Genomic DNA, 331 nt, shown 5'->3' on the forward strand with positions numbered 1-331 from the left:
GAATAAATGCGTACTCTTTGCCCTTTGGGTGCTGTTTAAGAATTTCTCGCAAGGTAAGAGGTGTATCCCACTGGAGCGGCACAAAGGAAACTGAATCGGGGTCTACGCCTTTGTAAATAATAGGCCATTTTATTAATGAGGTGCGATAAATACCCATCGAAATTGTCCGCCGTTTACGACCGAAATTCCACGCAAGTTTTTCCTGAGTTTGAATCATGTCGCGCAATAATGGGTCGGAGATGGGCTTGCCTTTGGCGACAAAACCGGCAAGGTAAGGGCGCACCTTTTTAACGCTTGCCTGAACTTTTACTTTACGAGCAGCTTTTTTAAC

General features: G+C 45.0%; 1 pseudogene. It reads right to left on the minus strand.

What is annotated here, in order from left to right:
- Positions 1–331, minus strand: a pseudogene (locus ACYVTD_RS18595) (phenylalanine--tRNA ligase subunit beta); the annotation flags it as partial.

The sequence above is a fragment of the Treponema sp. R6D11 genome, from assembly GCF_054786075.1.